Here is a 24,016-nt window from a genome sequence, read left to right on the forward strand (position 1 = left end):
TGTGCATTTCTCTGCCTTGTGTCCGCACGGCATCCCTTTAACTTACCCACAACTCAGCAACGCGGAGAGACCAGCAATGCCCCTGACAAACACCCGGTCCAGCTATGGTGGTGTAACCAAAGCGTTTCACTGGCTGACCGCCCTGCTGATACTGACAGCCTTGCCGCTGGGATGGTTCGCAAATGAATTGGCCCAGGCGATCTACGACCCGAACATCGCCACCACTGAGGACGACATCGCACGCGCGGCGCGGCTGTTCTCATTGCACAAAACCGTTGGGATCACCGTGTTTTTCGTGGCGCTGGCCCGAATCCTCTGGGCACTGACCCAGACCAAACCCGGCCTGCTGAACGCTGACAACAAGCCCGAGGCCTTTGCCGCCGAAACCGTGCACTGGCTACTCTATGGTTCATTGGTCCTGGTTCCTCTGACCGGATGGATCCACCACGCCGCCGCCGAGGGCTTTGCCCCGATCCTTTGGCCGTTTGGTCAGAATCTGCCTTTTGTTCCAAAGTCGGCCTTTCTGGCCGAGATCACCGCCAGCCTGCACTGGCTGTTCATCTGTATACTGGGCGGTTCACTGGTCCTGCATATTATGGGCGCGCTGAAGCACCATGTCGTGGACAAGGACAACACGCTGCGCCGCATGTTGCCCGGCAAGTCTGACGCGCCGGAACCGCCGGCACAGCATCATTCGGCCACGCCCGCCATTGCCGCGCTTGCCGTGTGGGCGTTGGTGCTTGTTGGCGGCTGGTCTACCGGTGTATTTGACGATCACTCGGACGCCTCAGTGGACACCGCTGAGCTTGAAGAGGTTCAATCGGAATGGGAGGTCGAGGACGGCACGCTGTCGATCACCATTTCCCAACTGGGCAGCCCTGTAACCGGCAGCTTTGAAGACTGGACCGCAGCAATTGCGTTCGAAGATCCCGCCGAACCGGGTCTGGCTGGCTCGGTCGATGTTACGATTGCCATCGGCTCGCTCAGCCTTGGTACGGTAACCGATCAAGCCCTGGGTGCCGATTTCTTCGACAGCACGCAATTTCCCACGGCCCAATTCAAAGCCGACCTGTTCAAAACAGACGCCGGTTATGAAGCGCGCGGGCCTCTGACCATCCGGGACAAATCCATCGATGTGGTGCTGCCCTTTACGCTGGAGTTGCAGGACGACGAGGCAACGATGTCCGGCAAACTGGAACTGAACCGCATGGATTTCGACGTCGGCACCTCACAGCCCACCGAAGACTCGTTGGGATTCACCGTCACAGTATCGGTCGAGCTGACCGCCGAACGCGACGAGGAATGAAAAAACCGCCGGGGTGATCAACCCCGGCGGTTTCTGTTTCGATGATCAAGTTGGCTTATTCAGCCTTTTGAGCTTCTACCGAAATCTTGATTTCGACCTCGTCGCCCACAAACGGAGCGAACTGGCCCAGATCGAAATCGCTGCGCACCAGCGTGGTGGTGGCGTCAAAACCGGCCCAGGGCTTGTTTGCCATCGGGTGATCGCCAACCTGATTCAGCTTTGCGTCCAGAACCACCGACTTGGTGACGCCGTTCATGGTCAGATCGCCGGTGATGTTGGCGGTGTTTTCACCGGTCACTTCGATACCGGTCGAGGTGAAGGTGACCAGATCGCCTTCGGCTGCGCCAAAGAAATCCTCGGTCATGAAGTGATCTTCACGCGGCTTCCAACCGGTGATCATCTCAACGACCGGCATTGAAACCGTCACGCTTGAAGCGGCAGGGTTTTCCTGATCGAACATGATCTCGCCCTCAAAGCCCGAGAACATGCCCGTCGTGGTTGAATATCCAAGGTGATTATAGCTGAAGACAACCTGACTATGGCTGGGGTCCAAAACGTATTTTTCAGCACTGGCGAAAGCAGCGGTGGCAGATACCGCCAGAGCAGCAGCAAGAAGGGTGGATTTCATAACAATCTCCGCAATGGTGTTGTTGCAAACCTGGTGGGTTGCTCACAAACAAAAATGTGCCGCCCAGGGGCAGCACACAAGTTTTTTTGATTCACAGATTCTGTTCCTATTTGAACAGAACTGAATTCAGGCAAAAATTGTCACGTTTTGGCTGAGTTGGCCCTTGAGCGCCCGGCTGACATCCGCCGATTCCAGCGGCAGTTTCATCAACAGGCTGCCGTCCACGTCGAACAATTCGACCTGATCATCAGCAAAACGCGCACCACCTAGCGACTCGTAGCTGCGGCGCAGAACCGTCTGAGGACGTCCATTTTCATTCTTCTGCAGGATACGCACTTCGCGACGGATCGGGTCGAAATATGCGTCGGGCCGCGCATCCATCACCTCGATCGTCAGCAGGCTGACCCCCACAACGATAATCATCAGCGACGCGACCAGTTTCAGCGGCCAGACCTCGGCACTCATGACCGATCCAGGCATCAGCCACATCGAGAATGCGGACATAATCAGGAAGGCCCCGACAACACGCAAAAGCACCATCCGGGCCCGCCAGTTCGGAGCGAAAGTGATCAGAACCGGGACCGAGTTTTCAAATACTGCGCCGGGCGCTGCTTTTTCAAAAGTGTTTGTGTTCATGACGGCCATTGTCTTGCCCTGTCTAAGTTTTTTCCGACTGTCCGGGTGTTTCCGGCTTCGAGAACAACCTCGTGGCGAAAAGAGTCAGGAATGGGGCGTCCCGGTGGAAATTGGAGGACTTCACAAGGGCATCTGTGGCAGGGCTTGCCCCGCCGCCACAAACGTGTATACGGGGCCATCCTTCGCAGGAGTTATGAATCGCGCAGCCTCTCGTGGCAGGGTCGCGAAGGACCATCTGGCCCCGCCTTTGAAATGCGCCTTGATATAAACAGGAGTGCACATGCCACTGTATGAGCATGTAATGATCGCGCGTCAGGATCTGTCCAACGCGCAGGCAGAAAGCCTTGTCGAACATTTCGGCACCGTTCTGGCTGACAACGGCGGCAACGTCGTCGAAAGCGAGTACTGGGGCGTCAAGACGATGGCTTACAAGATCAACAAGAACCGCAAAGGCCACTATGCCTTCCTGAAGACCGACGCCCCTGCTGGCGCCGTTCAGGAAATGGAGCGCCTGATGCGCCTGCACGAAGACGTCATGCGAGTTCTGACCATCAAGGTCGACGAACATGCCGAGGGCCCCTCGGTCCAGATGCAGAAGCGCGACGAGCGCGAAGGCCGCCGCGAGCGCCGTTGATCAACGCCTGAAGAAAGGACATAAACCATGGCCGCAAAACCATTTTTCCGCCGCCGCAAGGTCTGCCCGTTCTCGGGTGAGAACGCGCCGAAAATCGACTATAAAGACACCCGTCTGCTGCAGCGCTACATCTCTGAGCGTGGCAAGATCGTACCTTCGCGCATCACCGCCGTGTCGGCGAAAAAGCAGCGTGAACTGGCCCGTGCTATCAAGCGCGCCCGCTTCCTCGCCCTGCTGCCCTACGCCGTGAAGTAAGGAGAGACTGACATGCAAGTTATCCTGCTGGAACGCGTTGCGAAACTGGGTCAGATGGGCGACGTCGTTGACGTCAAGCCCGGCTACGCCCGCAACTTCCTGCTGCCCCAGGGCAAAGCGCTGAGCGCATCGAGCGCCAACATCGCGTCGTTCGAAGCCCAGAAAGCGCAGCTGGAAGCCCGCAACCTGGAAACCAAGAAAGAAGCTGAAGCACTGGCTGAAAAGCTGGACGGTCAGCAGTTCATCGTGATTCGCTCGGCATCGGATGCCGGTGCTCTGTACGGCTCGGTCACCCCGCGTGACGCTGCAGAGGCCGCGACCGAAGCAGGTTTCACCGTCGACAAGAAACAGATTGCCCTGATCGCGCCGATCAAGGAACTGGGTCTGCACTCGGTCGCAGTCAAACTGCACCCCGAGGTCGAAGTCGAGATCAAGATGAACGTCGCCCGTTCGGAAGAAGAAGCCGAACTGCAGGCATCGGGCAAATCGATCCAGGAACTGGCGGCCGAAGAAGAAGCCGCTGCTGAATTCGAGATCGCCGAACTGTTCGACGATATCGGCTCGGCCGCGTCCGATGACGACGATCTGGTTGCCGAAGAAGCACCGGCTGAAGAAGACGAAGCCAAAGCCTGATCAGGCTCAGCTTTTCATGATTAGGGGCCACGCAATCGCGTGGCCCTTTTTCGTACCGCCACGCAACAGCGGCAAATTTTGGCCAGACCGATTTCTTGACCTTGCGGTCAGTTCGGCGATCCATATCATCGGTCACTCATAACGGAGTACCGCCATGCCCCCCTTTGCCCGTCGTGCCGTACTGGCTTTGCTGGTCGCAGCACCGCTTGCTGCTTGTGGCGGCCCGGATACGCCCAGCCGCGGGGATACGTTTGATCCGCCGCTATACCCGAATGAAACACCGGAACTGCGCACGTCGATCAACAAATGGGCCGATCACTACGAACTGCCACGCGAGCTTGTGCACAAACTGGCAATCCGCGAGAGCACCCACCGCCCCTGGGCCGTGAACCGCCCCTATTACGGCCTGTTGCAGATCCTGCCCGCCACGGCGCGCTCGATGGGGTATACCGGCAACGCTCAGGGTCTTCTGGATGCTGACACAAATCTGGAATTTGCAGGGAAATACCTGCGCGGAGCCTGGCTGCTGTCGGACGGCGATCAAAAACGCGCAATCTTCCTCTATGCCAAAGGATACTACCCCGAGGCGAAAGCGCGTGGGATGCTGGTTGAAACCGGGCTTGTGTCAGAGTGACATGGGCGACTCGGCCTCTGATTGTAGTTGAACTGGCGAAGGGTAAGATAAAAGGATATGCATCTGTTGCTATTTGCACGCATTATGCATATGCGCCATGAACAAATAGCTTGCGCTATATACCCTGATTGACGCAACGTATGCTTGATGTGGACAGATACGGCGTTCTTGTGGGGAGAGAAACGTCACCGTAAAGGTTGGATAGGTGAAACTGATAGACTTGGCCGCGATCGACCACGAAGAAAAGTCGGCCGCTGACATAATAAACTCAGTCTGTACCGAGCTTGGCTTTGACTATGCGTCTTATGCCACTCTTAATCCTGTCAAAGGTGATGTTCAGGGCTATGCCAACTATCCTGACGAATGGAAAATCCATTACGGAAGCCAGGGCTTTCATCACTTCGACCCCACACTGTATAAATCCCTGCTCAGCATCGCTCCGGTGGACTGGGCGCGGTTCAACCAGGACGAGAAGTTCAATGCGGTCTTCAAGGACGCCCATGATTTCGGTATCAGCCACCGTGGGTTGACCGTTCCGGTGCGTGGCCCGTATGGAGAATGCGGGCTGCTGAACGTTACCCGCGACTGTTCGGACAGCGAATGGGAAAAACTCAAAGTCCATGTGATGGGTGATTTACAAATGGCTGCGGTTCAGGCACACGACACCGTGATGCAATCGGGGTTGCTTGCCAAAGCGCTTTATCTACCTTCCCTGTCAACGCGTGAAAAAGAGATTCTTCAGTGGGCGGCCGAAGGAAAATCACAGCAGGATATCGGTGACATCCTTTCGATCTCGCACCGGACAGTCGAAGTGCATATGCGGTCGGGTCGCGAAAAACTGGGTGCTTTGACCACTCCGCAGGCCGTTGGACGGGCCATCGGTCTTGGCCTAATTGCCCCAGGTTAACCAAAAAAAAGTCAAAATTACGGGAATCCCCCAATAGTTTCAGTCAAGAAACTGGTTAACTGTGATCTTACGGTAACCAGATTGTAGACTGTAGGGGGATGAAAATGATCATCGTAATTGATGGTATCAACCAGCATATGTTCACCGATGTACTGGATGAAATGTTCAAGTTGCGCGCCCGCGTGTTTGGCGATCGCCTTGGATGGGAAGTCAACATCAAAGATGGGCGCGAGCGTGACCACTTCGATGATCTGAATCCGGCACATGTAGTAAGCATCAACGACTCGGGGGACGTCGTTGGGTGCATGCGACTGTTGCAGACCACAGGCCCGCACATGCTGGCCGATGTTTTCCACTCGATCCTGGACGGTGATGCACCGATCCGCAGCGCCCAGGTCTGGGAAGCGACACGCTTTTGCGTCGATACCAAAAAGCTGGGCACGGGCCGCGGCGAAAACTCGGTATCCTACGTCACCAGTGAGGTCATGATCGGGTCTTTCGAATACGCCAAGAAGGCCGGTGTGCTGGACTCGATTGCTGTAATTGACCCGGTGATGAACCGTGTCCTGCAGCGGTCGGGCAATGCGCCATATGACTATCTGGGCAGCGCTAAACCCATGGGCAAAGTTGTCGCCATGGCCGCTTTGATGGATTGCTCGGACGAGAGGATATCCGGAATTCGCGACTATGCGAGTATCGACCACGATGTCTTTCTGACAGACGAACAGGCACTGGACTTGTTCGCAGGCGCCAAGGCCGCACCAATGTCCAGCCCGGCCAATCGCGACCACAAACCGCTCACCAATCTTGAGAAGTACTTTGTCGAACAGATGAGTGCGGCCAAGACGGAAGAGGAACGGCAGGCAGTTCTGAAACTGATCGAATCCCTGTCAGACACTTTCACCCCAGAGCAAAAGACCGCTCTGTTACAGACCCCCCGTGCTTTTGCTCATGAGGCCTGACCCCCTCACCTCATAGTACAAAGCCACCCACGCGGAGCCGTCAGTTACCAGACGGCTCCGCTTTTTTGTGGCCCCATGGATGGGGGAAGGAAGAGGATTACTCCTCTTCCAGTGCCTCAACGGCTTTCTGCAGGTCGTCCTTGCTGACGTCCTTGTCGGTGACCTGAGCCAGCTCAACAATGTAGTCCACAACCTTGTCTTCAAAGATCGGCGCGCGCAGTTGCTGCTGCATCTGAGCGTTCTGCTGAACGAATTCGAAGAACTGGCGTTCCTGACCCGGGTACTGACGCGCCTGGTTCATGATGGCCTGGGTCATCTCGGCGTCGGTCACTTCAACCTCGGCCTTCTGGCCCAGCTCGGCCAGCAGCAGGCCCAGACGCACGCGGCGCTCGGCCAGTTTGTTGTGCTCGTCTGTGGGCTCGATTGGATCGTGATCGTGGCCTTCAACCTCGGGGTTTTCTTCGTGCCACAACTGGTGTGCGATCTGCTTGGCCTCGGCCTCAACCAGAGACGGCGGCAGGTCGAACGAGACTTTCTCGTCCAGCACGTCCAGCAGCGCACGCTTCATCACCGCGCGCGAGGCACCGGCATATTCAGCTTCCAGACGCTCGGCGATCTGTGTCTTCAGCGCGGCCAGATCCTCGGCACCGAATTTCTTGGCCAGCTCATCGTCAACCTCGGCAGCAACCGGTTCCTTCACCTCTTTGACGGTGCAGGTGAAGACGGCGTCTTTGCCGGCCAGGTGTTCGGCGCCATATTCTTCGGGGAAGGTGACGTTGACGTCTTTTTCTTCCTCGGCCTTCACACCAACCAGCTGCTCTTCGAAGCCGGGGATGAAGCTGTTGGAACCCAGAACCAGCGGATAGTCTTCTGCCGAACCGCCTTCGAACTCTTCACCGTCGACCTTGCCAACGAAGTCGAACACGATCTGGTCGCCATCCTTGGCTTTCGAACCCTTACGACGTGCTTTGAAGTTCTGAGCGGTCTCGGCCAGGTTGTTCAGCGCTTCTTCAACGGCTGCGTCATCGGCTTTGACAACCAGCTTCTCCAGTTCGACCGATTTCAGGTCAACTTCGGGGATCGCGGGCAGCGCTTCATAGGACATCTCGACATGGACGTCGTCGCCTTCTTTCCAGTCCTCGTTGGTCATCTTGACCTCGGGCTGCAGCGCCGGGCGGTCACCGCTGTCTTCAAAGTGCTTATTCATCGCACCGTCGATGGTTTCCTGCATCGCTTCGCCCAGCAGGCGCTGACCGAACTGCTTCTTCAGCAGCGCCATCGGCACTTTGCCTTTGCGGAAACCCTTCATTTCAACCTCGGGCTGCGCTTCGGTCAGTTTTTCGTTGACCTTGTCGTCCAGCTCGGCTGCGGTCACAACGATGTTGTAGCCGCGTTTCAGACCTTCGTTCAGCGTCTCGGTAACCTGCATTATGGTAGTCCCCATAGGATTCGGGGCGCGCAAAACGGGCGCGCCAGGCAAATTTGACGCCTTCTATTTGCCCAGCCCACCGCGTGCAAGGGGGCAATGCCTTTATCGGTCTTGTTTTGCCACCGATTTGAACAAAAAAAGGCGCCCCGAACCCAGCCGGAGCGCCTGAACATCAAAGCATCAGGTTCAGAACTTCCAGAGCGCACCCAAAACCCAAGCTTCGTTCTTTTCGAAATCGACCGTGTCGTCGAAATCGTGGCTGCGATATTTCAGATAAGCATCCGTGTTGATGCTGTCGATCCGCTGAACCACCGCGATGCCCCAGGATTTGGTGCTTGAGCCCGAGTTCGCAAAATCTGACCCGTCGAAATAGTCGATACCGACGCCGGTTTTGCCCCAGGACACCCAGTCGCCTTCGTAGGCCAGCTTGGTGTACCAGTAATCCGGATCGCTGGCACCGCTCGCCGTGTCATCGCGCGAACCAAGCGCCGCAGTAAAGCTGAACCCGCTCGGCAGCAGAACCGAAGCCGACCCGATCGTGTCCCGCCGTTCGCCCGAATCGTCGTCGAAGTCGCGTACCGCATAAGCAAGGCTTGCGGCAAACTCGATACCATTGGCAAAAGTGTTCCCGTAGGAAAGCGCGATATCGTAGTAATCGTCATCATCGCTGCTGGACAGGATGTTCTGACCATAGGCAATCGCCGCCGAAAAACCGTTGAAATCCGGTGTATCATAGCGAATGCGTCCACGGCGCGCGCCGTCGAAGTTTCCAGCTGAGTCACCCACGGTGAGGTCGCTCAGAATGCCATCCGTGCCGCGATAGAAAAATGCACCGTTTTCATCGTTGGTGAAGGAATACAGCGCGGTCCCCACATAAGACAGATCGGTTTCCGCTGCGCCGTCCGAGGCCATGCTGCCTTGACCAGCCGAGAATTTACCGTACGACCCTTTCAGCGAGAAATCGACGTGCCGAATGTTCTCACGCGACCAGCCATCGTTGTTGGTTCCGTCCTGATTGGCCGTTGCGGTGCTTGGCAAGCCCAGACCGGTCTCAAAGCGGAACATGAACTCATTATTTCCGTAAGGCTGCATCAGCCGAAGACCTACGCGGCTGTTGGACAGATCGTTGTCCAGCAATCGGGTCTCGGTTTCCTCGCCATCATCAACCGATACGATGACCGGGTCGAATTGACCGTATAGCAGCACATAACCGCCGGAGTTGTTTTCATATTTCAGCTCAGCCGCAGCAGGTATTGCCGTTGTTGCGGCCAGAACCGCTGCAATCGAAGACAGTTTGAGGTTGTGGGTCATTTCAATCACCATCAGAAATTCCGGTTTCATGTGCTGTTTAAATGCGCCTGAAATCCGAAAGTTAAAACATACGCGGACCATTGCGGGCTGAGCATTGCATTTTTACTACAGATGACGTCGAAAGATTCCGCTAAAGCAACTTAATATCAATGCCTTAATTGGCACTTAGAAGCGCAACCGAAACACCTCCAAACAAATTCAGACGCCGCGCTATGCACCTTGCGAACACCCGCGATGCAGTCAATGCAAACCGGTGGGATATCTCTGCCGCCGATGCCACTGCCCAGCCATTATTTACCCATAGAAGTTAGATATCAAGTTGTTTGAATATTGAAGGTAACTGCTCTGGCAGGTCTTCTGCGATTAAACCGGGGCCGAAATACCGCGCGCATTCTGTATGTAACCAGGCGGCCGTTTCCGCGGCCTGCATCGGGCCCAGCCCCCGCGCCAACAACCCGGTGACGTAACCCGCAAGAACGTCGCCGGACCCGGCGGTCGCCAGCCAGGGGGCGGCCCGTTCATAGACCGAGGCATTGATCGAACACTTCCCGTTCGGTGCCGCAATCACTGTGTCCGGACCCTTGAACAGAACCACGCACCCGGCCCGCGCCGCCGCTTCGCGCGTGGCGTCTACTTTGGAATAAGCCGGGCCTTTGGTTGGCGCTGCTTTCAGCTTTTCAGCAAGGTCCGGAAACAGCCGGGCAAACTCACCCCCATGCGGGGTAAGCACGCAGGTCTCATGCAATTGCTCAATCAACGCGCCCGGATCGTCCGCAAAGGCTGAAAGAGCGTCCGCGTCAAGCACCGTCGCGCGCTTGGTTGCCAAAGCAGCTGGCACCAGCTCCCGTGCACGCTCTACCCCCAACCCGGGGCCAAGGCACAGCGCATTCAACCGCTCATCGCGCAGGACTTGGGTCAAACCCTCAGCCCCCTCCACCCGCTGCAGCATGATGGCCGTTACCTGTGCCGCCACCTCCATTTGGGCAGACGGAGGCACCCCCAGCGTCACCAGCCCGGCCCCAATCCTGAGCGCGCCTCGCGCCGCCAAGCGCGCAGCACCGGTTTTGCCAAAACCTCCTGAGAGGATCAGGGCGTGTCCGTGGGTGTATTTGTGATGCTGGTTGAATTTAGGCAAGCGATAGAGCGGCAACCCACCCCATGTTCGTTGGTCCTTCACGCGGCCCGGTGCCTCCGCAAGGGTTAGAAAAGCAGGGCGGCTCATTTTGCGAACAGGCTTGGGGCCGAATGTGAATGCATCGTCGTATGGGTCACCGTTAAAGCAGCAACGTTGTGTGGAAATGCCGATGTCTTTCACAACGAGTTTGCCACACAAATCCGGCCCTTGCGCCAAGAAATGACCGGGCTTTGGGCTGTCGAAACACACGGTCAACCGCGCAAAACGGTCATACAATGCACGTGCACCACCTGCTCCGGCAACCTTGCTCCGCATCTCTGCAGAAATATTGTCCAGCAACTCGCGAGGCCATAAGTGCAAAGGTTCTTGATGCAGCACGCGCCCGCTGTCCAAACACAAGCCGGATGGGGCGTCTATGCTGACCATACGGTCGGCGTAATGGTCCCCGTCCACACCAGAAAGGTGCCGAACGACCTTAAACAGCTCTCCGTCCAAACCGCGTTTTAGCCCCGTCCCGAACAGAGCGTCAACGTAAAGGTCGGCAGAACCACCCTTGCGAATGTCCCCTTCGGTCAGAGGTACAATCTCTCCTAGTTCCAGCCACCGGTCATAATTCACTCGGGCATCCGGCGGCAGTTTTTCCGGGTCGCCATTGAGAAAAACTTCAACCTCCCACCCTTGCTCCCGCAACATGCGCGCTACAACAAAGCCATCACCGCCATTGTTCCCCGGCCCACACAGGACCACAGCCCGACCGGGCGATTTTGCCAACTCCGGCCACTCTTCGAAAATCGCCTCGACAACGCCCTGCCCGGCCCGCTCCATCAGGTCCAGGCCGCTCACTTGCCCAGTCTCAATCGCGGCCTGCTCGATGGCACGCATCTGTGCTGCGGTCAGCAACTCGGTCATCTCATCCCTCTCACGCGATTCACTTTCGATTACTTTTTGTGCATGTCGATCAAAATTTAACCCAAAGCCTGCTTTCCACGCATCTGGCCCCCGGCAATACAGCAATCGGATTGCCGCACAATCTTAGACGTGATCAGTGCGGTCCAGACAACCATGCAAGGTGAACCGGAATGAAAAAGATCGAAGCGATCATCAAGCCGTTCAAACTGGACGAAGTGAAAGAGGCGCTGCAGGACGTGGGCGTTCAGGGCCTCAGCGTGATCGAGGTAAAAGGCTTCGGTCGCCAGAAAGGCCACACCGAGCTGTATCGCGGTGCCGAATATGTTGTCGACTTTCTGCCCAAGGTGAAAGTCGAGGTCGTGCTGGACGATGATCAGGTCGACGCGGCCATCGAAGCCATCGTAGGCGCCGCGAAAACCGACAAGATTGGCGACGGCAAGATCTTTGTCTCGCCCGTGGAACAAGCCATCCGCATCCGTACCGGCGAGACCGGCTCGGACGCGCTGTAACAGACACATCTTCAAATCAGAGGAAAAAGAGAATGAGCAAGGACGCAGTTCTTCAGCTGATCAAGGACGAAGGCGCCGAGTATGTCGACGTCCGTTTCACCGACCCGCGCGGCAAGCTGCAGCACGTTACCCTGATGGCCGATCAGGTTGACGAGGACTTTCTGGAAGAAGGTTTCATGTTCGACGGATCGTCCATCGCGGGCTGGAAGTCGATTGAAGCTTCGGACATGAAGCTGATGGTCGACACCGACAGCGCCTATGTCGATCCGTTCTACGCGGAAAAAACCATCTGCGTGCACTGCTCGGTGGTTGAGCCCGACACCGGCGAAGCCTATGAGCGTGACCCGCGCGGCACCGCGCAGAAAGCCGAGGCATACTTGAAAGCATCGGGTATCGGCGACGTTGCCTATATGGGCCCCGAGGCCGAGTTCTTCCTGTTCGATGACGTCCGTTTCTCGAACAGCATCAACAAGGTATCCTACGAAGTTGATGCGACCGACGCGTCGTGGAACACCGACACCGAATACGAGATGGGCAACATGGGCCATCGTCCGGGCGTCAAGGGCGGGTATTTCCCGGTCAACCCCATCGACGAAGCACAGGACCTGCGTTCGGAAATGCTGTCGACCATGAAGCGTCTGGGCATGAAGGTCGACAAGCACCACCACGAAGTCGCCTCGTGCCAGCACGAGCTTGGTCTGATCTTCGACAGCCTGACCAAACAGGCCGACGAGCTGCAGAAGTACAAGTACATCATCCACAACGTCGCGCACGCCTACGGCAAATCGGCCACCTTCATGCCGAAACCGATCGCAGGCGACAACGGCACCGGCATGCACGTAAACATGTCGATCTGGAAAGACGGCAAACCGCTGTTCGCAGGTGACAAATACGCTGATCTGTCGGATGAGGCGCTGTATTTCATCGGCGGCATCCTGAAGCACGCCAAAACGCTGAACGCCTTCACCAACCCGGCGACCAATAGCTACAAGCGTCTGATCCCCGGTTTCGAAGCCCCCGTTCTGCGCGCCTATTCGGCCCGCAACCGCTCGGGCTGTGTGCGTATTCCGTGGACCGAAAGCCCGAAAGCCAAGCGCGTCGAGGCCCGCTTCCCCGATCCGGCAGCGAACCCCTATCTGGCGTTTGCCGCACTGCTGATGGCCGGTCTGGACGGCATCAAGAACAAGATCGATCCGGGCGAAGCCATGGACAAGAACCTGTACGACCTGCCCGCCGAAGAACTGGCCGACATCCCGACCGTCTGCGGCAGCCTGCGCGAAGCGCTGGAAGCGCTGGCATCGGATCACGACTTCCTGCTGCAGGGCGATGTGTTCACCAAAGACCAGATCGACGGCTACATCGCACTGAAGATGGAAGAAGTTGAAACCTATGAGCACACGCCGCACCCTGTCGAATACGGCATGTACTATAGCTGCTGATCGATAGCATTCGGCGAAAATTCCCATAGGGGCGTCCATCGGGCGCCCCTTTTTCTTCAGGCAGGATTTGACGGATCACAGTTGATCTTTCACACTTGTTGCATTGCTCTCAGCGGAGAATGCACATGCCCGCCAGTGACGCCCCTTTTGCTGACTACTCTGATCTCGTGACCTCGACCGAGGACCTTGAACGCATTTGCGGACAAGCCCTGCCCCAGATCATCGCCAAAGAGCTGTCGGGACTGGATCAGATGTGTCGCGATTTCATCGCAACCTCGCCGTTCTGCCTGATTGCCTCGGCCAACCCCAATGGGCATCTTGATATTTCCCCCCGTGGCGACCCGTCCGGTTTTGTTCAGGTGCTGTCGGACACATTGATCGCAATCCCCGACCGGCCCGGAAACAAGCGGGTCGATACATTTCATAACGTGTTGCAGGACCCACGCGTCAGCGTGATTTTCTTTGTTCCAGGCAAAATGGAGACGCTGCGCCTGCGTGGCACGGCGCGCATATGTGCAGATCCCCAACTGTTGCAGTCGATGGCCGTGGACGCCCGCGTGCCCAAGCTTGCGCTTTTGATCCATGTCGAGACCGTTTTCGCGCATTGCCCCAAATGCGTCATCCGCGCAAATCTTTGGCAGCCCGAGAAATGGCCGGATTCCTCGGGTTTGCCCAACATGAACGCGATGATGGTCAAACATGCCAAGATCAACAAAACGCCGGACCAATGGTTTGAATGCCTGAAAGAGGCCGGAGAACTGGATTTGTATTAACCCTCCCACCAGCTTTATGGTTTCATTTCTTTCAAACGGATAATCCCTATGCTTCGCCCTCTTCTTCTGACACTCGCCCTGATCACTCCGAGCCTCGCCCTATCGGCCCCGTGCGGCAACACCAGCGCTGGCTTTGATGCCTGGAAACAGGATTTTGCCAAGCAGGCCAAACGCGCGGGCGTGAAAAAGAAGGGCCTGCAGGCGCTGGCCCAGACGCAGTACCAGACCAGAACGATTGCTGCTGACCGTAACCAGAAGAGCTTCAAATACTCGCTGGACAAGTTCATGCAGGTGCGTGGCGCGAACACGATCATTGCGCAAGGGCGCAAACGCAAAGCCCGGAACCCGCAATTCTACGCGGCGCTCGAGCGTCAATACGGCGTGCCCGCCGGCGTTCTGATCGCAATCCACGGCATGGAAACCGGGTTTGGCGGCTTTATGGGGGATAGCCCGGTTGTGTCATCAATCACCACCCTGGCCTTTGATTGTCGCCGTTCCGAATTCTTTATTCCTCATACCATCGGGGCGCTCAAACTGGTGGATCAGGGCAGTATCACGATGGCGACAAAAGGGGCAAAACATGGCGAGCTGGGGCATACGCAGTTTCTGCCGGGGAACGCCCTGACTTACGGCGTCGATGCAACCGGAGACGGCCAGGTCGACTTCTACAACCTCACAGACGCGTTGGCCTCGACCGCGAATTTTCTTCGTAAGAAAGGGTGGAAAGCCGGCAAAGGATATCAGCCGGGCGAGCCGAATTTCGCTGTGATCCAACAGTGGAATGCGGCCTCGGTCTATCAGCAGTCCATCGCGATCATGGCATGGCGAATCGACAGCTGAGCCTGCCCGATGATCGACTTGGCCAAAACCGATTTCGGCCACATTCCTGCCACAGACATTAACGTAACACCCTAATTTCTTGGTTTCCAAAGCGTAACCAATGCCCGATATTCCTGAGCTTTCTCCCATTTCGTCAAAATTTGCCCCATATCCGCGGATATACTGACGTGAGAATTATTACAGCGAAGGAATATGCTGTGACCGCAAAGCACATGTATCATGGTGGTCTGCAATTCAACGGATCATCAGACGGCGCGCTTGAGCGTTTCTGTGACGTCGTGTCGACCACGCTTGAGGATTATGGACATCTGATCGAGCGTCAGACGCTGCTGAGCGCCTCGGAAGCCAGCATCGTAACCAGCCAGTATCTCGTGCGCCTGTCTCTGGACGCCAAGCCGGTCAAGGCCGAGCATTCGCATCACGAACGTATGGACCGCGCTGCCGGGCTCAAAACCATGGCCCGTTCTGTTGTGACTTCGCCGAACAACCGGTTGACCATCACAATCTGTCCGGTCTCCGCCCTGCTGGACGATCGCGACATTTCCGAGCTGATGCTGGTCGTTATCCTGTATCGCATGGTGGATATCAGCTCGACCCGGCGTGTCGAGTGGCTGTCGCCAAAGACGGTATTGACGATCGAGCAGTTCATGGGCGCATTCGATTCAATAGCACCGCGCAAACCTCGGGACAGAAAGCAGATTTTCGAAAGCCTGAGCGGACGGTTCGCCGGGCTCGATTTGCCGGATCATGACGAACCCGTTTTTGAGCCACGGAAGCCGAACCCCCGCTCGATCCAGCTGAGCGACGAGCAACTGCTCAAGATCGCCTTCCGCACCGAGCCCGATACGCCGCAGACCACAGACGCCTCGCTTGAGGTCGCCGAGGAAGATGAACGCCCGAGTGATATCCTGAGGCTCACAAGCTGGGGCATGACGGGTGCTGTCGCCAGCCTCTCGGCCCCGTTGGCGATTTCGCTGGCGGCGGTCAACCTGATCCGGGGCGAGGATTTTCGTCTGAACACGCAGGTTCTGGCTTTTACCACGGCCATTTTTGGACTGCATTCGACCAATGCATTTGCCGGGGTTGCCACCGTCCTGGGACTGTAACCGAATTACCGAAGACCCTCCTTGGAAGCCCCGCCATCAGGCGGGGTTTTCCGTTTTTGCAAACCGGTCAGCCGACAGAACATACGTATGGATCGCGAACACCACCGCCTGGCTCTGCGGCAAACGCAGAAGGGTCTGACGCTCACTGCGCAGATACCGGGCGCTGTTGCGATCACGCGCAAGGCGAGGTGCGTTGACGCTGCGCGGCTGAAACAGCTCGGCATCGTGATACCACAATGTGTTGAAACGCCATAAGGGACGTCCGGGTCGGATGCCGTTGAACAGGCGCTGCACGCGGCGCGCTATGTTGGTGTCATAATCCGCGACGGGCGTGTGGATCGCGGTCAACGGACGCATGAATTTCTCGGACAAGGACCAGCTTGCGGGAAAGCACAGGATGGCGCCGGTCAGGACGTGCTCATCCCCTTGTTTCTGAAGGATGCAAAAATCCTCCTGCACCAGATGGCAGAGCGTTTCCAGCGGGCGCGATCTGTCTATCTCGATTAACGTCCCGTCAGGCCGGCATACCTGCCCCGACGCGCCCGGATAGGTCTGGGACAGGACAAGTTCCAGCAGCTCCTGTGCCGGGGCCAGCGCCTCGGGGCTTTGCGCCAGAACCTCGGACCTGTGATCCGACAGAAGTTCGCCGCGTCGTCGCATCTGACCCGCAAAGGCGTCATCGCGATGCAACCAACAATCCGGATCAGCCGGACGCATACCGGGCAAGGGAATCGGGGTCAGAGGATCATATGGGATTTCTTGCTGTAAAATTACCGTCATGCCCGAGGCATACCATCTCTTTTTCGCGCTGTCGGTCGGAAAGCGACCCGCATCCGGTCGCAAATTTTCAAGACGCGGCGGCGCTGAATTTGCAGGGTGCGCGGGCAAGCAGAAAGGTCCGCCAGTGAACCCTCCCTATCGCGACAACCGCAAGATCGACCCGACCAAAGGCGCCACCCTGGGCGATGGTACTCCCAACGACAACGACCGGATTGAGATCGGGCCGACGAAACTTGCCTTCGACGAATGGGAAGCCACGGGGCTGAGCCTGCCCAATCTCGAACGGATGCGTGAATATCGCTGGAAACGGCTGACCAAGGGGATCGTGGATCGCGATTGGGGCGGCGTTCTGATGTTCGACCCTCTCAATATCCGCTATGCCACCGACAGCACCAATATGCAGCTGTGGAACACTCATAACCCGTTCCGCGCCGTGCTGCTCTGTGCAGACGGCTATATGGTGATCTGGGACTACAAGAACTCACCCTTCCTGTCGGAATTCAACCCGCTGGTGCGCGAGCAACGCTCGGGTGCGGACCTGTTCTATTTCGACCGGGGCGACAAGATCGACGTTGCCGCCGATGTGTTCTCGAACGAGGTCCGAGCGCTGATCGAAGAACATGGCGGCGGTAACAAGCGGCTGGGCGTCGACAAGATCATGCTGCACGGCCTGCGCGCGCTTGAGGCGCAGGGATTCGAGATCATGGAAGGTGAAGAGCTCACCGAAAAGACCCGCGCAGTGAAAGGACCGGACGAGATCCTTGCCATGCGCTGCGCCAGCCATGCCTGCGAAACCGCAGTCGCGGAAATGGAGCGTTTTGCCCGCGCCAATGTGGGTGACGGAAAGACGTCAGAAGATGATATCTGGGCGGTTCTGCATGCCGAGAACATCCGGCGTGGCGGCGAATGGATCGAAACCCGCCTTCTGGCCTCGGGTCAGCGCACCAACCCATGGTTTCAGGAATGCGGCCCCCGGATCACACGCCAGAATGAGATCATCGCCTTTGATACCGACCTGATCGGCTCTTACGGTATCTGCATCGATATCTCGCGCACGTGGTGGATAGGGGATCAAAAGCCGCGACCCGACATGATCTATGCGATGCAGCATGCGCATGAGCACATCATGACCAATATGGAGATGCTGAAACCGGGCGTCACAATCCCCGAGTTGTCGGCCGGATGCCATAAACTGGATGACAAATTCCAGGCGCAGAAATACGGCTGCATGATGCATGGCGTCGGTCTGTGCGATGAATGGCCCTTGGTCGCCTATCCGGATCAGGCGGTTGCCGGATCCTACGACTATCCGCTCGAACCCGGCATGGTGCTGTGTGTCGAGGCCGCCCTGGGCGAGGTTGGCGGAGATTTCTCGATCAAGCTGGAAGATCAGGTTCTGATCACCGAGGATGGCTATGAGAACCTGACCAAATACCCGTTCGACGCGCAGTTGATGGGCCAGGGATAAAGGCTAGCGATCCTTTCTCCAATCTGACCGTTTGACATTGCCGTGCCAGTCTTCTGGCGCGGTAATGGCGTTTTGTTGAACGTCGACAAGGGGCCAGTTCTGCCCCAGCGCAAAGCTGACTGCGCCGGTCAGGATAAGCGCGAGTACGACTCCGGGGTGCAGTGTTGGTTTCAGCGGGACATTGGGTGCATGTGCCATGTTGGCCTCCGTTCCTTTTGTCTGGGATGCAGGTAACCTGGGGGCCATTCATTCATTAGTAAAATGAATGTTTAATGTATATAACTTCACAAAAATTGATTTCCTGATACTCTGAGATGGGCAAGCAGGTCGCCAGCCATATGCGGAATTGGGTATCAAATCCTCACCTTACCGTGACGCTTCTGACATAAGGGTTGAGAGAAGCGGCGCCAGAACACAGTATTGGCGGGATCCCAACACCAAGGAATACCCATGCCCACCGAACGCATTACCTTTGCCGGTCACGACGGCAGCCAACTGGCCGCGCGCCTCGATCTGCCGGATGGGCCGGTTCTGGCAACTGCGCTGTTTGCCCATTGCTTTACCTGCTCAAAGGACATTCCCGCAGCACGACGTATTTCGGCGCGACTGGCTGCCATGGGCATTGCGGTTCTGCGGTTTGACTTTACCGGTCTGGGCCACTCGGGCGGCGAGTTCGCGAACACCACTTTTACCTCGAATGTCGAAGACCTGATCGCGGCGGCGCAATACCTGGCCGGGCGGAACATGGCCCCGGCCCTGCTGATCGGCCATTCGCTTGGCGGGGCGGCCGTGTTGCGCGCTCGCACCGGTATTTCCTCCGTGAAGGCGGTGGTCACGCTGGGCGCACCTGCGGATCCCGGCCATGTCTCGCACCATTTCGAGGCCGCTCTGCCCGAGATTGAGGCTGAGGGCAGCGCCGAAGTATCGCTGGGCGGGCGGCCGTTTCGCATCGGCAAGGCCTTTGTCGATGATATCTCGGAAACCGCGCTGTCCCCGGCCATCGCCGAGTTGAAGGCGGCCCTGTTGATCCTGCATGCCCCGCGGGACGAAACGGTCAGCATCGATAATGCCAGTACGATTTTCCTGGCTGCCAAGCACCCCAAAAGCTTTGTCACCCTCGACGATGCCGACCACCTGATCACCCGCGCGTCCGATGCGGATTATGCCGCCGACGTGATTGCGGCCTGGGTGTCCCGGTACGTCAAGCTGTGCCCGCCTGCGCCCCCACCCGGTGCGCCAGAGGGCGTCGTGCGCGTGACCGAGGCCGACCCGTCGGGTTTTCTGCAGGACATCCAATCCGGTCCGCGTCATCACGCCGTCGCCGATGAGCCTGCCTCGTATGGCGGCACGGATCGCGGCATGTCGCCCTATGGCTTCGTATCCTCGGGGCTTGGGGCCTGCACGTCGATGACCATCCGCATGTATGCGCGCCGCAAGCGCTGGCCACTGACAGCCATCACCGTGGATGTGTGCCACAACAAGGTACACGCTCAGGACGCGGGTCTCGCCAGCGAGGGCAAGGTGGATCAGTTCCGCCGCAAAATCCGGCTTGAGGGGCCACTGGACGCCGAGCAAAGGGCAAAGCTGCTTGAGATCGCGGATAAGTGCCCTGTGCACCGCACTCTGGAGGGCAGCGCCCAAATCACAACCGAACTGCTCGCCTAGCATCAGGCCGGGCCACTGTCGGCGTGATGAAACCCAATCGTGCCAGAAACGTCAAAGGGGCTGCACCTGCAGCCCCTTTTTTGTTAACGCCGCCGCGGAGATGGGCGGTGGATCGGTGGCCGTGCCGTCGGAGGGCGCGCCACCGGCGGACGCGGGCGCGCGGGCGGTTTGGCGACCGGGGGTTTGGGTCGCTGCGGTGGTTTGGAGGTCGGAGGTCTGTTGGGGCGATCAGGCCGGTCGGGACGGTTGATATCAACATCCACATTGACATTGCGATCATGATAATAGTCGTTCCACAGCATCGAGTCATAGAACGGATCATATCCGTACCCGACCCCCACCGTGACGCCATCGCAGGCTGAAAGGGAAAGTGTCGCCACACCGAGGCCCAGCGCCAGAGCGGATCGTTTGATCAGTTTACGCATCATCCGCCCCCCTTCACTGCAAAGACCGGAACGACGCGAACACGTCGTTCAGATCGTCTACATAGGCCGGATCCGCCCCATCCCGCAGGATCGCAACCACAATGGCAACGCGGTTCTTCGGCAGATCGATGATTGTGGCGGTGAAGTTCACCCCGCGCCCGTCGCGTGTACCGGTGCCCCGGATGATCCGGGCAGGCAGCCCTCCAACCCTTGTGTCGCTGGTGCTGGTGACGGTTGGGTCCTTGACCAGAAACTTGTCGATATCATCCAGATACCGGATGCCGCCCTGAATGTCGGTCACTCCGGCGGGTGAGACGAAACCCATCCACACATTGTCATCCGTGAACGGCCTGATCCCCATAACCCGCGCGACGGCGCGGGGATCGCCCAGTTCAGTGTCCTCAATCTCACGCGGGCCACCGGTTCGGATGGTCCAGAAATCGGGCACATCAAAGCGAAACAACCCCTGCCCTTCGTCCGTATAGATGACCGGCGTTTCGGCCCCGGCAGCGCCCGCAAAGAACAACGCGGCACATAAGGCGGGCGTTGAAAGAAATGGAATACGCATATCTGATTAGCCTGATGGTTTCTCAGGTCTCAGGTTGAACCACCAATGCCCTCGTTGTCCAGCAGCACATTGGAGAGACAACAAAAAACCCGCATCCGAGTCCATCGGATGCGGGTTCGATTGTCGTCGACGGGTACGGGATCAGGTGCGGGCGTTGCTGACCAGTTTCCAAACCGCCGGGATCAGCAGCACGGCCAGGGCCAGCTTGATCGCATCCCCCACCAGGAACGGTGTCAGACCCCATTCCAAGATCGGCTTGTCCCAGCCATAAAGCTGACCCAGCCACAGCAGGCCGGGCACATAGATCAGCACGTTGGCCAGAACCAGCGCCAGCGCCAGTTTACCGACCGAACGATCCCAGCCGCGCGCCGCCAGAGCGCCCAGAGCCAGGGTCGCCAGCACATAACCGACCAGATAGCCGCCGGTGCCGCCCATCATGTAGGTCAGACCGAATTTCTCGGCCGAGGAGCCTGCGAAGACGTCAAAGCCCAGCGCGCCGACCAGCAGGTAACCCAGCATGGTCACCAAACCCAGGCGCGCGCCATATGCGGTGCCGATGGTCAGCACGGCAAAGGTGCCCATGGTGATCGGAACCGGCCACATCGGTACTTTGATCTTGGCGGCTACAGCCAGCGCAACGATGCCCAAAGCAACCAGTACGATCTGTTTTACGCGCAGCGCCGTCCCCTCGCGCGGGCCAAATGCATTGGCCAATACGTTCGCATTCATTTCGTTTTCTCCACTTGTGGATCTCTTTGCACATGCAGCAATGCCCGTTCCGGGCCGTTGCTGCAAGATGATTACGCTATCGGGGCGTATTTGGTCTCCATTTCATAGGATTTTCGCGGTCCGGACACTGTCCAGCGGACTGCCCAGCGCGGCCATCCCGAGAAATCGTATGATGCATCATAGCTGTCAGGCGGGCAATCGTGATGGTCTTCGGCCCGCACCTGGCCCAATGTCAACGCGTGGAAATAGCGATCATCGTCGAAATGGATCGCAATCCGCTCTCCTGCATCACGCCAAAGGTATCGCCGCGTCCCGGTCATCGCGGGCTGCCCCGGAATGCGCAGCGTAACGGTTTCATCATAAATCAGACCGTTCGCCTCGCGCCGCAGCACGGCGGTGCCGTCGGCTTGAACCAGTTGCCCCGCCCGGTCGTCCCGGATCAGGCGCTCAAGGCTCCAGCTTCCTTCGAAATCGGACAGGGTTTCGGGCAGCATCACTCGGCATATGTCCCGTCTGTTGTCCCGCCGGCCTGATCGACAAATCTGATCGTATCGCCCTTTTGCAGAACATCGTAGCAGGCCCACAGCTCGGACGGCGGCCAGATCGAGCAATACTGATCGCCACGCACTGCCCAACGCCCGGCACTGGGACGGCCCGAGAAATACTGTGTCACCATCGTATCCTCGAAAGTCTGCCAGACACCCTTGCCGTAATCGAGCTTCCGCTCGGTCAGGGCCTGCAGAATCTCGTCACCGGTCAGCGCGCGAAACTCTTGCGCGGCCAGAATACCCGGCCAGAGCAACAAAATCAGGGCAAACCGTCTCATCCCGGCACTCGCGTCTTGTTCCCTTGGGCATGCGCGGCTAAACCCCGCGCCAACGCCTCATCCCAATCACAAAAAGGTGCTGCCGCCAATGATTCCCCGCTATTCCCGCCCTGACATGGTCGCCATCTGGTCGCCCGAGAGCAAGTTCCGCATCTGGTACGAGATCGAAGCGCACGCTTGCGACGCCATGGCCGATCTGGGTGTGATCCCGCGTGAAAACGCCGAGGCCGTCTGGAAAGCCAAGGACGTGGAATTCGACGTCGCTCGCATTGATGAGATCGAGGCCGTCACCAAGCACGACGTCATCGCCTTCCTGACCCATCTGGCCGAGCATGTGGGCAGCGAGGAAGCCCGCTTCGTGCATCAGGGCATGACCTCTTCGGACGTGTTGGACACCTGCCTCAACGTGCAGCTGACCCGCGCCGCCGATATTCTGATTGCCGATCTCGAAGGCCTGCTGGCCGCGCTGAAGCGCCGCGCAATCGAACACAAGCACACCATCCGCATCGGTCGCAGCCACGGCATCCACGCCGAACCCACCACCATGGGTCTGACTTTTGCCCGGTTCTACGCCGAGATGGACCGCAACCTGTCCCGGATGCGCGATGCCCGTGCGGAAATCGCAACCGGCGCGATCAGCGGCGCGGTCGGTACTTTCGCCAATATCGACCCGCGCGTCGAAGAACATGTCTGCGATCAGCTAGGTCTGGTGCCCGAACCGATCAGCACGCAGGTCATCCCGCGCGACCGCCACGCGGCCTTCTTTGCAACGCTCGGTGTCATCGCCAGCAGCGTCGAAAACATCGCCATCGAAATCCGCCACATGCAGCGGACCGAAGTGCTGGAGGGGGCCGAGTTCTTCTCGATGGGTCAGAAAGGCTCGTCGGCCATGCCGCACAAGAAGAACCCGGTGTTGACCGAGAACCTCACCGGTCTGGCGCGCATGGTCCGCGCCGCCGTGATCCCGGCGATGGAGAACGTGGCGCTCTGGCATGAACGCGATATCTCGCATTCCTCGGTCGAACGTATGATCGGGCCGGACGCCACGATCACGTTGGATTTTGCACTGGCCCGTCTGACCGGCGTGATCGACAAGATGCTGATCTTCCCCGAGAACATGCTGGAGAACATGAACAAGTTCCCCGGTCTGGTGATGAGTCAGCGGGTTCTACTGGCGCTGACGCAGGCAGGGGTCAGCCGCGAGGACGCCTATGCCATGGTTCAGCGCAACGCGTTGAAGGTTTGGGAACACCGTACCGATTTCAAAGAAGAACTGCTGGCAGACGCGGACGTCACCGCCGCGCTGAGCCCTGCGGAAATCGAAGAGAAGTTCGACCTCGGCTATCACACCAAGCATGTCGACACGATTTTTGAGCGTGTATTCGGCGAATAAACGCCCAAAACCCTGTAACAAAGGCCCGGTCCGCTCAACTAGCAGGCCGGGCCTTTTTGCGAATGCAAGGAAATCGGTTAAGCTAAAGCCGTTGTTTCTGCGAGAGGGACAGATCA

General features: G+C 58.0%; 27 protein-coding genes. 15 read left to right on the plus strand and 12 right to left on the minus strand.

The window, feature by feature from the left end; genetic code table 11:
- Window positions 1–76 precede the first annotated feature (76 nt).
- On the plus strand, window positions 77–1,306 hold the full coding sequence (locus ACR3E4_RS00755) for a cytochrome b/b6 domain-containing protein (RefSeq protein ID WP_480531735.1): 1,230 nt from the start codon (window positions 77–79) through the stop codon (window positions 1,304–1,306).
- A 55-nt stretch (window positions 1,307–1,361) separates the two neighbouring features.
- Here ACR3E4_RS00755 and ACR3E4_RS00760 read toward each other — a convergent pair whose 3' ends face one another.
- Together ACR3E4_RS00760 and ACR3E4_RS00765 are read right to left on the minus strand one after the other, a co-directional pair.
- Window positions 1,362–1,934 (minus strand): YceI family protein, encoded by a 573-nt coding sequence (locus tag ACR3E4_RS00760; RefSeq protein ID WP_480531733.1) that lies wholly within the window; start codon window positions 1,932–1,934, stop codon window positions 1,362–1,364.
- A 126-nt stretch (window positions 1,935–2,060) separates the two neighbouring features.
- A complete protein-coding gene (locus ACR3E4_RS00765; protein ID WP_480531731.1) occupies window positions 2,061–2,570 on the minus strand; it encodes a hypothetical protein in 510 nt (169 codons plus the stop codon).
- 280 nt (window positions 2,571–2,850) lie between these two features.
- Here ACR3E4_RS00765 and rpsF point away from each other — a divergent pair, with 280 nt between their 5' ends.
- The 6 genes from rpsF to ACR3E4_RS00795 all read left to right on the plus strand — a co-directional run bounded on the left by rpsF (window position 2,851) and on the right by ACR3E4_RS00795 (window position 6,595).
- A complete protein-coding gene (gene rpsF / locus ACR3E4_RS00770; RefSeq protein ID WP_170325294.1) occupies window positions 2,851–3,204 on the plus strand; it encodes a 30S ribosomal protein S6 in 354 nt (117 codons plus the stop codon).
- Window positions 3,205–3,231: 27 nt separating this feature from the next.
- Window positions 3,232–3,459, plus strand: a complete 228-nt coding sequence (gene rpsR / locus ACR3E4_RS00775; protein WP_005608650.1) for a 30S ribosomal protein S18 — start codon at window positions 3,232–3,234, stop codon at window positions 3,457–3,459.
- 12 nt (window positions 3,460–3,471) lie between these two features.
- Window positions 3,472–4,092, plus strand: a complete 621-nt coding sequence (gene rplI / locus ACR3E4_RS00780; protein WP_480531729.1) for a 50S ribosomal protein L9 — start codon at window positions 3,472–3,474, stop codon at window positions 4,090–4,092.
- A 154-nt stretch (window positions 4,093–4,246) separates the two neighbouring features.
- A complete protein-coding gene (locus tag ACR3E4_RS00785) occupies window positions 4,247–4,726 on the plus strand; it encodes a transglycosylase SLT domain-containing protein (protein WP_480531727.1) in 480 nt (159 codons plus the stop codon).
- Window positions 4,727–4,931: 205 nt separating this feature from the next.
- Window positions 4,932–5,633, plus strand: a complete 702-nt coding sequence (locus ACR3E4_RS00790) for a LuxR family transcriptional regulator (RefSeq protein WP_480531725.1) — start codon at window positions 4,932–4,934, stop codon at window positions 5,631–5,633.
- A gap of 104 nt (window positions 5,634–5,737) precedes the next feature.
- Window positions 5,738–6,595, plus strand: coding sequence for an acyl-homoserine-lactone synthase (locus ACR3E4_RS00795; RefSeq protein ID WP_480531723.1), 858 nt, complete (start codon window positions 5,738–5,740; stop codon window positions 6,593–6,595).
- A gap of 97 nt (window positions 6,596–6,692) precedes the next feature.
- Here the strand turns inward: ACR3E4_RS00795 and tig are convergent, their stop codons facing one another.
- From tig to ACR3E4_RS00810, 3 genes are all read right to left on the minus strand, one after another.
- The gene (gene tig, locus ACR3E4_RS00800; protein ID WP_480531721.1) at window positions 6,693–8,024 is read right to left on the minus strand and encodes a trigger factor; all 1,332 of its coding nucleotides are present in this window, start codon (window positions 8,022–8,024) and stop codon (window positions 6,693–6,695) included.
- 186 nt (window positions 8,025–8,210) lie between these two features.
- Window positions 8,211–9,335, minus strand: coding sequence for a porin (locus ACR3E4_RS00805; protein ID WP_480567038.1), 1,125 nt, complete (start codon window positions 9,333–9,335; stop codon window positions 8,211–8,213).
- Window positions 9,336–9,642: 307 nt separating this feature from the next.
- Window positions 9,643–11,379, minus strand: a complete 1,737-nt coding sequence (locus ACR3E4_RS00810; RefSeq protein ID WP_480531717.1) for an NAD(P)H-hydrate dehydratase — start codon at window positions 11,377–11,379, stop codon at window positions 9,643–9,645.
- 170 nt (window positions 11,380–11,549) lie between these two features.
- On the opposite strand from ACR3E4_RS00810, the gene ACR3E4_RS00815 reads away from it, so the two are divergent.
- The 5 genes from ACR3E4_RS00815 (at window position 11,550) to ACR3E4_RS00835 (ending at window position 16,046) form a co-directional block, all read left to right on the plus strand.
- Entirely contained in the window at window positions 11,550–11,888 is a 339-nt protein-coding gene (locus ACR3E4_RS00815) for a P-II family nitrogen regulator (protein ID WP_074734010.1), read from the plus strand.
- 32 nt (window positions 11,889–11,920) lie between these two features.
- Entirely contained in the window at window positions 11,921–13,327 is a 1,407-nt protein-coding gene (gene glnA, locus ACR3E4_RS00820) for a type I glutamate--ammonia ligase (protein ID WP_170443331.1), read from the plus strand.
- A 125-nt stretch (window positions 13,328–13,452) separates the two neighbouring features.
- Complete coding sequence (locus ACR3E4_RS00825) at window positions 13,453–14,100, plus strand: MSMEG_1061 family FMN-dependent PPOX-type flavoprotein (RefSeq protein WP_480531714.1); 648 nt, start codon at window positions 13,453–13,455, stop codon at window positions 14,098–14,100.
- 48 nt (window positions 14,101–14,148) lie between these two features.
- Window positions 14,149–14,940 (plus strand): lytic murein transglycosylase, encoded by a 792-nt coding sequence (locus ACR3E4_RS00830; RefSeq protein ID WP_480531712.1) that lies wholly within the window; start codon window positions 14,149–14,151, stop codon window positions 14,938–14,940.
- Between the two features lie 197 nt (window positions 14,941–15,137).
- Window positions 15,138–16,046 (plus strand): hypothetical protein, encoded by a 909-nt coding sequence (locus tag ACR3E4_RS00835; protein ID WP_480531710.1) that lies wholly within the window; start codon window positions 15,138–15,140, stop codon window positions 16,044–16,046.
- A 36-nt stretch (window positions 16,047–16,082) separates the two neighbouring features.
- Here ACR3E4_RS00835 and ACR3E4_RS00840 read toward each other — a convergent pair whose 3' ends face one another.
- Window positions 16,083–16,826, minus strand: coding sequence for a heme-dependent oxidative N-demethylase family protein (locus ACR3E4_RS00840; protein ID WP_480531708.1), 744 nt, complete (start codon window positions 16,824–16,826; stop codon window positions 16,083–16,085).
- A 124-nt stretch (window positions 16,827–16,950) separates the two neighbouring features.
- On the opposite strand from ACR3E4_RS00840, the gene dddP reads away from it, so the two are divergent.
- Window positions 16,951–18,294, plus strand: a complete 1,344-nt coding sequence (dddP, locus tag ACR3E4_RS00845; protein ID WP_480531706.1) for a dimethylsulfonioproprionate lyase DddP — start codon at window positions 16,951–16,953, stop codon at window positions 18,292–18,294.
- A gap of 3 nt (window positions 18,295–18,297) precedes the next feature.
- Here dddP and ACR3E4_RS00850 read toward each other — a convergent pair whose 3' ends face one another.
- Entirely contained in the window at window positions 18,298–18,492 is a 195-nt protein-coding gene (locus ACR3E4_RS00850) for a hypothetical protein (protein ID WP_480531704.1), read from the minus strand.
- A gap of 252 nt (window positions 18,493–18,744) precedes the next feature.
- On the opposite strand from ACR3E4_RS00850, the gene ACR3E4_RS00855 reads away from it, so the two are divergent.
- On the plus strand, window positions 18,745–19,959 hold the full coding sequence (locus ACR3E4_RS00855) for a bifunctional alpha/beta hydrolase/OsmC family protein (RefSeq protein ID WP_480531702.1): 1,215 nt from the start codon (window positions 18,745–18,747) through the stop codon (window positions 19,957–19,959).
- 83 nt (window positions 19,960–20,042) lie between these two features.
- Here ACR3E4_RS00855 and ACR3E4_RS00860 read toward each other — a convergent pair whose 3' ends face one another.
- The 5 genes from ACR3E4_RS00860 to ACR3E4_RS00880 form a co-directional block, all read right to left on the minus strand.
- Entirely contained in the window at window positions 20,043–20,387 is a 345-nt protein-coding gene (locus ACR3E4_RS00860; RefSeq protein WP_480531700.1) for a hypothetical protein, read from the minus strand.
- A 10-nt stretch (window positions 20,388–20,397) separates the two neighbouring features.
- A complete protein-coding gene (locus ACR3E4_RS00865) occupies window positions 20,398–20,952 on the minus strand; it encodes a hypothetical protein (protein ID WP_480531698.1) in 555 nt (184 codons plus the stop codon).
- Between the two features lie 141 nt (window positions 20,953–21,093).
- On the minus strand, window positions 21,094–21,681 hold the full coding sequence (locus ACR3E4_RS00870) for a biotin transporter BioY (protein ID WP_480531696.1): 588 nt from the start codon (window positions 21,679–21,681) through the stop codon (window positions 21,094–21,096).
- 71 nt (window positions 21,682–21,752) lie between these two features.
- Window positions 21,753–22,175 (minus strand): DUF6314 family protein, encoded by a 423-nt coding sequence (locus ACR3E4_RS00875; RefSeq protein WP_480531694.1) that lies wholly within the window; start codon window positions 22,173–22,175, stop codon window positions 21,753–21,755.
- On the minus strand, window positions 22,175–22,507 hold the full coding sequence (locus tag ACR3E4_RS00880) for a hypothetical protein (protein ID WP_480531692.1): 333 nt from the start codon (window positions 22,505–22,507) through the stop codon (window positions 22,175–22,177). The genes ACR3E4_RS00875 and ACR3E4_RS00880 overlap by 1 nt, the downstream gene beginning before the upstream one ends.
- Before the next feature lie 88 nt (window positions 22,508–22,595).
- On the opposite strand from ACR3E4_RS00880, the gene purB reads away from it, so the two are divergent.
- Window positions 22,596–23,900, plus strand: a complete 1,305-nt coding sequence (gene purB / locus ACR3E4_RS00885; protein ID WP_480531690.1) for an adenylosuccinate lyase — start codon at window positions 22,596–22,598, stop codon at window positions 23,898–23,900.
- Window positions 23,901–24,016 lie beyond the last annotated feature (116 nt).

The sequence above is a fragment of the Ruegeria sp. AP11 genome, assembly GCF_056535865.1.

What these genes read in the sequence shown, in the direction of transcription:
- ACR3E4_RS00840 (WP_480531708.1), bottom strand. Translation starts at nt 16,826, where the DNA reads ATGACGGTAATTTTACAGCAAGAAATCCCATATGATCCTCTGACCCCG.
- ACR3E4_RS00870 (WP_480531696.1), bottom strand. Translation starts at nt 21,681, where the DNA reads ATGAATGCGAACGTATTGGCCAATGCATTTGGCCCGCGCGAGGGGACG.
- ACR3E4_RS00855 (WP_480531702.1), top strand. Translation starts at nt 18,745, where the DNA reads ATGCCCACCGAACGCATTACCTTTGCCGGTCACGACGGCAGCCAACTG.
- ACR3E4_RS00825 (WP_480531714.1), top strand. Translation starts at nt 13,453, where the DNA reads ATGCCCGCCAGTGACGCCCCTTTTGCTGACTACTCTGATCTCGTGACC.
- glnA (WP_170443331.1), top strand. Translation starts at nt 11,921, where the DNA reads ATGAGCAAGGACGCAGTTCTTCAGCTGATCAAGGACGAAGGCGCCGAG.
- ACR3E4_RS00815 (WP_074734010.1), top strand. Translation starts at nt 11,550, where the DNA reads ATGAAAAAGATCGAAGCGATCATCAAGCCGTTCAAACTGGACGAAGTG.
- ACR3E4_RS00810 (WP_480531717.1), bottom strand. Translation starts at nt 11,379, where the DNA reads ATGACCGAGTTGCTGACCGCAGCACAGATGCGTGCCATCGAGCAGGCC.
- ACR3E4_RS00785 (WP_480531727.1), top strand. Translation starts at nt 4,247, where the DNA reads ATGCCCCCCTTTGCCCGTCGTGCCGTACTGGCTTTGCTGGTCGCAGCA.
- tig (WP_480531721.1), bottom strand. Translation starts at nt 8,024, where the DNA reads ATGCAGGTTACCGAGACGCTGAACGAAGGTCTGAAACGCGGCTACAAC.
- ACR3E4_RS00830 (WP_480531712.1), top strand. Translation starts at nt 14,149, where the DNA reads ATGCTTCGCCCTCTTCTTCTGACACTCGCCCTGATCACTCCGAGCCTC.
- ACR3E4_RS00755 (WP_480531735.1), top strand. Translation starts at nt 77, where the DNA reads ATGCCCCTGACAAACACCCGGTCCAGCTATGGTGGTGTAACCAAAGCG.
- ACR3E4_RS00880 (WP_480531692.1), bottom strand. Translation starts at nt 22,507, where the DNA reads ATGAGACGGTTTGCCCTGATTTTGTTGCTCTGGCCGGGTATTCTGGCC.
- ACR3E4_RS00805 (WP_480567038.1), bottom strand. Translation starts at nt 9,335, where the DNA reads ATGACCCACAACCTCAAACTGTCTTCGATTGCAGCGGTTCTGGCCGCA.
- ACR3E4_RS00760 (WP_480531733.1), bottom strand. Translation starts at nt 1,934, where the DNA reads ATGAAATCCACCCTTCTTGCTGCTGCTCTGGCGGTATCTGCCACCGCT.
- rplI (WP_480531729.1), top strand. Translation starts at nt 3,472, where the DNA reads ATGCAAGTTATCCTGCTGGAACGCGTTGCGAAACTGGGTCAGATGGGC.
- ACR3E4_RS00765 (WP_480531731.1), bottom strand. Translation starts at nt 2,570, where the DNA reads ATGAACACAAACACTTTTGAAAAAGCAGCGCCCGGCGCAGTATTTGAA.
- ACR3E4_RS00865 (WP_480531698.1), bottom strand. Translation starts at nt 20,952, where the DNA reads ATGCGTATTCCATTTCTTTCAACGCCCGCCTTATGTGCCGCGTTGTTC.
- ACR3E4_RS00795 (WP_480531723.1), top strand. Translation starts at nt 5,738, where the DNA reads ATGATCATCGTAATTGATGGTATCAACCAGCATATGTTCACCGATGTA.
- ACR3E4_RS00850 (WP_480531704.1), bottom strand. Translation starts at nt 18,492, where the DNA reads ATGGCACATGCACCCAATGTCCCGCTGAAACCAACACTGCACCCCGGA.
- ACR3E4_RS00875 (WP_480531694.1), bottom strand. Translation starts at nt 22,175, where the DNA reads ATGCTGCCCGAAACCCTGTCCGATTTCGAAGGAAGCTGGAGCCTTGAG.
- rpsR (WP_005608650.1), top strand. Translation starts at nt 3,232, where the DNA reads ATGGCCGCAAAACCATTTTTCCGCCGCCGCAAGGTCTGCCCGTTCTCG.
- purB (WP_480531690.1), top strand. Translation starts at nt 22,596, where the DNA reads ATGATTCCCCGCTATTCCCGCCCTGACATGGTCGCCATCTGGTCGCCC.
- ACR3E4_RS00860 (WP_480531700.1), bottom strand. Translation starts at nt 20,387, where the DNA reads ATGATGCGTAAACTGATCAAACGATCCGCTCTGGCGCTGGGCCTCGGT.
- rpsF (WP_170325294.1), top strand. Translation starts at nt 2,851, where the DNA reads ATGCCACTGTATGAGCATGTAATGATCGCGCGTCAGGATCTGTCCAAC.